Origin of the sequence: uncultured Gimesia sp., from assembly GCF_937919775.1 — a bacterium.
Lineage (GTDB): Bacteria > Planctomycetota > Planctomycetia > Planctomycetales > Planctomycetaceae > Gimesia.
Genome location: NZ_CALFPF010000483.1, coordinates 1 through 5,941, shown reverse-complemented (window position 1 = coordinate 5,941; position 5,941 = coordinate 1). Strand labels below are relative to the sequence as shown.

Annotated in this window: 6 protein-coding genes; 2 read left to right on the top strand and 4 right to left on the bottom strand. The window is 48.6% G+C overall.

Annotated features, from left to right (window positions below; genetic code table 11):
- Positions 1 to 164: 164 nt before the first annotated feature.
- Both murG and Q0294_RS13770 read left to right on the top strand, forming a co-directional pair.
- The gene (gene murG, locus Q0294_RS13775; RefSeq protein ID WP_299466373.1) at positions 165 to 1,316 is read left to right on the top strand and encodes an undecaprenyldiphospho-muramoylpentapeptide beta-N-acetylglucosaminyltransferase; all 1,152 of its coding nucleotides are present in this window, start codon (positions 165 to 167) and stop codon (positions 1,314 to 1,316) included.
- A gap of 283 nt (positions 1,317 to 1,599) precedes the next feature.
- Positions 1,600 to 3,396 (top strand): aspartate kinase, encoded by a 1,797-nt coding sequence (locus Q0294_RS13770; RefSeq protein ID WP_299466370.1) that lies wholly within the window; start codon positions 1,600 to 1,602, stop codon positions 3,394 to 3,396.
- A 13-nt stretch (positions 3,397 to 3,409) separates the two neighbouring features.
- Here Q0294_RS13770 and Q0294_RS13765 read toward each other — a convergent pair whose 3' ends face one another.
- From Q0294_RS13765 to clpX, 4 genes are all read right to left on the bottom strand, one after another.
- Positions 3,410 to 3,799 carry a hypothetical protein gene (locus Q0294_RS13765; protein ID WP_299466368.1) on the bottom strand — a complete coding sequence of 130 codons (390 nt, stop codon included), beginning with the start codon at positions 3,797 to 3,799 and terminating at the stop codon, positions 3,410 to 3,412.
- Positions 3,800 to 3,816: 17 nt separating this feature from the next.
- Positions 3,817 to 4,203 carry a DUF4440 domain-containing protein gene (locus tag Q0294_RS13760; protein WP_299466365.1) on the bottom strand — a complete coding sequence of 129 codons (387 nt, stop codon included), beginning with the start codon at positions 4,201 to 4,203 and terminating at the stop codon, positions 3,817 to 3,819.
- A 33-nt stretch (positions 4,204 to 4,236) separates the two neighbouring features.
- Positions 4,237 to 4,806: an FHA domain-containing protein gene (locus tag Q0294_RS13755; RefSeq protein WP_299466362.1), complete on the bottom strand. Its 570-nt coding sequence runs from the start codon at positions 4,804 to 4,806 to the stop codon at positions 4,237 to 4,239.
- 94 nt (positions 4,807 to 4,900) lie between these two features.
- Positions 4,901 to 5,941, bottom strand: a 1,041-nt coding sequence (gene clpX / locus Q0294_RS13750) for an ATP-dependent Clp protease ATP-binding subunit ClpX (RefSeq protein WP_299466359.1), incomplete at its 5' end; no start/stop codon positions are given.

Sequence of the window (5,941 nt, the reverse complement as noted above, 5' to 3'; positions counted from 1 at the left end):
GGATGAAGAGTGCGAGGATGAAGAGTGCGAGGATGAAGAGTGCGAGGATGAAGAGTACGAAGATGAGAAGGATTAGCTGGGAATTTGAGAGCATTTCCTCTATGCTGGGACCTCTGTATGCTGTTTAAGTCAACAATTCACTCTACGCGTGATCCCGCAGAACAATGGCCGAGTCCTATTCGGATAACAAATTAATTATTTTTGCCGGCGGCGGAACGGGAGGTCATTTACTTCCGGGAATCGCTGTCGCGGAACAATTGGTTTCGCTATTCCCTTGCCGGATTACGTTCGTTGGGTCCAATCGATCGGTTGAGCAGCAAATCATTGAAAACGCGGGATATCAGCACCTGCGTTTGCCTGCCTCATCAACCAGTGATTTCAAACGGGCTCCGTTTCGCTTTCTCTGGAATAACAGTCGTGCTTTTTTTCAGGCGCGTCGTTTCTTACGAACAGAAAAGCCGGCGGTAGTGATCGGTTTGGGAGGTTTTGCCAGCGTACCTGTGGTCATTGCTGCCGCCTGGCTGAAGATTCCGATCGTCTTACTGGAACAGAATATCATTCCAGGAAGAGCCAATCGATTTTTGTTTCCTCGGACAGATCTGGTTTGCACTTCTTTTGCAGAGACCTTGTTTAGAAAAAAAAGTTTTGGGAAAGCAGCTCAGCCACGTATTCTTTTTTCCGGTAATCCGATCAGAACGGAGATTCTGCAAGCGGTTTCGTCAGTTGAAGCAAATCGAAACGCATCAGGCGAGTGGTTGCTGCTGGTTCTGGGGGGAAGTCAGGGCGCCACTGCTGTCAATGACGCTGTGGTTTCAATGCTCAAACGATTGTTGGGCGAAAAACCCGGGAAACTGCATCTGGTACATCAGACAGGGGTTTCTGGTTTTACAGATGTTGAAAACGAATATCAACGTTTGAAAGAACAGTTTCCCGATCTCAAAGTGACGGTTCAGCCTTTTTTTACCGATCTGACAAAGTGGTATGCACAAGCAGATCTGGTAATCTCCCGTGCTGGTGCGACGACCTTGGCAGAGCTGGCATGTGTCGGATGCCCGACGATTCTGATTCCCTTTCCGAATTCTATTGGAGACCACCAACTCATCAATGCCCGTTTTTATGAGGATCAGGGAGCAGCAATTTTGGTGGAACAGGCCTCGGAAACTGCTTTCACCGCGCAACTCCTCAGTGAAACCGTTTTTACCTTGCTGAAAGATGAGAAATGCCGAAGTCAGATGGCTCAGGCGATGCGCAAGCTCTCAATTCCCCAGGCGGCTCGTCAGGTCGCTGAAGCGGTCTCGAAATTGATCTCCGGTTGAGTTCGATGTGTTTTTGTGTTCACATTTTTGGGTGGCGAATGGCAGCGGAGACTAATCAGGTCAGCCAGAATTTAGGAATATGACACATTTCGAAGGGGTTTTCCAAGTTTTATCGAATCCGAAAAGTCTGATGATTCACGATTCAGGGTCTATTTGTTACCTTCCAGATTCTCTGGTTCGGCGCCTGGTGGTCTGAGAGGGTTGAAATGCAATGTTTGCATGCGGCTGCCAGCAGCGGGAACCGGGTTATTTCTTTTAAAGCTATGAGAAACGGAGAAGAGACGTGTCACTCATTGTCCAGAAGTTTGGTGGAACAAGTGTAGCTGATACAAGCAAAATCCTCGCTGCGGCGCGCCGTGCTACGGAAATGCATCAGGCGGGGCATCAGGTTGTGATGGTCGTAAGTGCCCGCGGAAAAAAAACGGACGAACTTGTCGGTTTAGCTGCGGAAATCACAGACCACCCTACCCCGCGTGAGATGGATATGCTGCTTTCCACCGGCGAGCAGGAATCGGTCGCATTAATGGCGATGGCGATTCACAAGCTGGGTGGAGAAGCCATCAGTTTGACCGGTTCTCAGATCGGAGTCGTCACAGATTCTTCACATATGAAAGCCCGCATCATTTCTATTTCAACGGAACGGATGCGAACCGCTTTGAATGAAGGAAAGATCGTGATCGCCGCCGGCTTTCAGGGACGAGACAAGGATTGGAATATCACAACCCTGGGTCGAGGTGGAAGTGACACCACGGCCACCGCGCTGGCAGCCGTCCTGGAGGCGGACATGTGTGAAATCTATACTGATGTGGAAGGCGTGTTTACCACCGATCCGCGCATTGTGCCGGAAGCTCATAAGATCGACAGTATTTCGTATGACGAGATGCTGGAACTGGCGAGTCTGGGGGCCGGTGTGATGCATTCACGATCTATCGAATTTGCCAAAAAATATAAAGTGCCGTTGAAAGTGCGCCCCTCGTTTTCCGATGGTGCAGGAACATTAATTGCCGCTCAGCCTCTAGCCGACGCACCGGTGGTGACGGGAGTGGCTTTTGTTCGCGATGAAGTCAGAGTCAGTTTGACTGATATACCTGACGAGCCGGGAATCATGGGTAGCATTTTCACGCGTATGGCGGAAAGAAAAATCTGTCTGGATATGATCGTGCAGGATGTGGGAACCGGTGGCGTGGCTCGTGTTTCCTTCACCGTTCCCCAGTCCGATCTGGCTGATACACTGACTGCTGCCAGCGAAGCGATCAATATCATTGGTGCCGGGAAGATTCAACAGGGAACCAATCTTTCCAAGGTTTCGATTGTCGGTAGCGGAATGCGCCATCATTACGGTGTGGCCAGTCGGATGTTCTCCATCCTGGCCGATGCGAACATCAATGTCGGTATGATTACAACCAGCGAAATTAAGGTGACAGTGCTCGTAGATCGGGATCAATGTGAAGAAGCAGTACGCGCGATCCATAACGGCTTCGAACTGGATCGACTTCCCAATTATGACTTTGCTACGAATGAAATCCTTTCGGAGGGTTTAGAAACAGAGCAGCAGTTACAGAAGTTGACGCAGTTAGAACAGGAAATCGTGGCTCAGTTGTCAAACATGGAAGACATTGTTGTGAGCGAGGTGTTGCTCGATCAGAGTCAGTCGCGTGTGACAGTCAGGAATCTGCCGGATAGTCCGGGGATCTGTTCGAGGCTGTTTTCCGTCGTTGCCGAAGGAGGCGTGTCTGTTGATATGATCGTCCAAAACATGGGCGAGGAAGAACAGGCTCACCTCTCATTCACGGTGCCGAGAACTTCTCTGGAAAAAAGTCTGGAACTGGTCGAGCCTCTGCTTTCCGAATGGGGAGCTGCAGAGTTGAGCCATGAAGCGGAAATCGCAAAGCTTTCCGTTGTCGGGATCGGGCTTCGCAGTCATACGGGGGTCGGTCAGTCAATGTTCAATGCACTGGCGGAATCCAAAATCAATATCCAGATGATAAATACCAGTGAAACCCGCATTAGTGCGGTCGTAGACCTTAAACATGGCGAACAGGCCTATCAGGGGTTGTTGAAGAAATTCCAGTTGGGTTAATCCCATTTGTGATTCAACTGTGATTCTGATCTGATTCGAAAGCCGCTTGCAGAAGCTGTGGCAACTGGGCAGAAAACTTGCTGCGAGGCAGCACCTGAGTGCAGCCCGCAGCTTTTGCCTGTTCAAGAAGATCCGTATCCACATGCGGCCCGAAGGCAATGCTGACCAGATGGGGATTACGGTGATGAATCGAAGCCAGTAATTCCCAGTTCAGATTTGGGGTCGTAAGGTCAATCAGAATTAATTGACTGCCTTCCTCCGTCAGGTATTCCGCAGCCTTTTTGCTACTGAGCGCCGTGCAGAATGAAAAACCCAGCAGTTTCGCAACCCCGGTGATTTTGCTCAGAAACAGCATGTCTGAGCAGAGAATCACGATCTGGTGTGTGTGTGCAGCTTCATTCATGATCGCGATTCAATTCTTTATACGAGCGAGCGGTGAAAATGAACGTGTTGCCATTCACCGTCCTGTTTTTGCCAGACGCGAGTTTCTTCGGAGGCGGCACTGGAATCATGGCCATGTTCATCAATTGCCTGGACGATGCGAACATATGTGACCAGGGCAACGTCCCCCATAATAGAAACCATCGGAGAACTGATGGTGGATTGTCTGGGTCTTCCGGTCGGATTCATCTCAAAATAGAAACGATGGAAGTCCATTCCCGAGATCAGGTGCCCCTGGGCTTCTGGCTCAAAAGCCGTCAATTCTTCATCACAGAGAGCGGTATAAGTATGCCAGTCTTTATGGTCGATGGCATCAAGTAATTGTTTGCTTAATTTCAAAAGCTGCTGGACGTCATTGTCTGACATAATCGAATCCTGTAGAGAAAAGCCAAGCTGAGGTCAGTTTTGCTCCATATTATCAGTTAATTCGATTTCTGGAAATTGAACCGTCTTTTTATTTTGCCTGGTTTTCTGATCTGGGTCATATTCGTCGATCGTGGCGGTATCACTCGATTTGTTCTGCTTTGCTTTTGGCTGATTCTCAGGCAGGGTGATTTCTGCAGGAACATTGAGAGGAATAACATCGTCTGGGACCGAATTCAGAGTATTCACTGACAGGAGCGCTTCGATGCTCTTTAAATTGATCGTTGATCCCACATCAACAAATTCCTGGGGATCATAGTCGACTCGAAAACTGACATCAGCGATTGACAGCAGGCAGCCGGGAGCCAGTTTCGTGTCGCGTTTAGGAGTCAGTTTTTTTCCGTCAATAAAAGTGCCGTTTGAACTTCCCAGATCATGAACTAAGGCGACGGAATCCGTCAGGAAAATTTTACAGTGGTAGCGGCTGACCAGATCGGACTTCAGCTTCAAATCACAATCGGAGGCTCTGCCGACTAACGTTGTTTTGGTGAGCGTCACCGATTTTATTTTTTTAGAAGGAGTTTGAACACTCAGATAAATTTTCATGACTCAACCGTACGTAATAAAACCCGCCGAAGTAATACTTCGGCGGGAAATTGATGATTTCTAGCTTGATTATAGAAGTTGAATCGAAGCAAGTCTATGCGGCTGCGGAATCATCCGTAGGGAACATCTGCTCAGTTCCGCGGACGACTTCTGGTGTGACCACGTATTTTTTACCCGCTTCCTGTTCGGGAAGCTCATACATAATATCAAACATCGCCTGCTCGATCACGCTTCGCAATCCGCGAGCACCGGTATTTTTCTTCTGGGCGATACGTGCAATTTCATGCAGAGATTCTTCTGTAAATTCGAGTTTCGCCTTTTCCATTTCAAAGAATTTTTGAAACTGTCTGACGAGAGAGTTCTTCGGTTCTGTTAATACCCGAACCAGATCGTCTTCTTCCAGTTGTGCCAATGACGATAAGACCGGAAGACGCCCGAGCAATTCCGGGATCAAACCGAATTCTAACACATCATCGACCGAAGCCTGGGCAAGTAAATCATTTTTCGATCTTTCCTGCTCTCTCTTTTTGCCAGACTGTCCAAAACCGATCGTTTTCCGACCGAGACGCTTACCGACAATGTCCTCGAGACCGACGAAAGTACCACCGCAGATAAATAGAATATTGGTTGTGTCCAATTGAATGTATTGCTGTTCCGGGTGTTTTCGGCCTCCCTGAGGAGGAACATTGGCAACAGTTCCTTCCAGCATCTTAAGTAATGCTTGCTGGACACCCTCTCCAGATACGTCACGGGTAATCGAAACGTTCTGGCTGGTTTTTCCAATCTTATCGATTTCGTCGATAAACAGGATTCCTCTTTGTGCTGCTTCGACGTCAAAATCGGCAGCGTGCAGCAATTTTAGTAAAAGGTTTTCGACATCTTCGCCTACATAACCGGCTTCTGTCAGGGTCGTTGCATCTCCAATCGCAAATGGGACCTGCAGATAGCGGGCCAGGCTTTTGGCTAGCAATGTTTTTCCGGAGCCGGTTGGTCCTATCAGCAGGATATTCGATTTATCAAGTTCGACATCCGAATTCTCTTCTTCGGCGTGCATAAGTCTTTTATAGTGATTGTGAACGGCAACTGCCATCACTTTCTTGGCACGTTCCTGACCAATGACGTAATCGTTCAGGTG

Excerpts from the sequence above, each read along its gene's own strand:
- murG (WP_299466373.1), top strand. The coding sequence starts at position 165 with ATGGCCGAGTCCTATTCGGATAACAAATTAATTATTTTTGCCGGCGGC.
- Q0294_RS13765 (WP_299466368.1), bottom strand. The coding sequence starts at position 3,799 with ATGAATGAAGCTGCACACACACACCAGATCGTGATTCTCTGCTCAGAC.
- Q0294_RS13760 (WP_299466365.1), bottom strand. The coding sequence starts at position 4,203 with ATGTCAGACAATGACGTCCAGCAGCTTTTGAAATTAAGCAAACAATTA.
- Q0294_RS13755 (WP_299466362.1), bottom strand. The coding sequence starts at position 4,806 with ATGAAAATTTATCTGAGTGTTCAAACTCCTTCTAAAAAAATAAAATCG.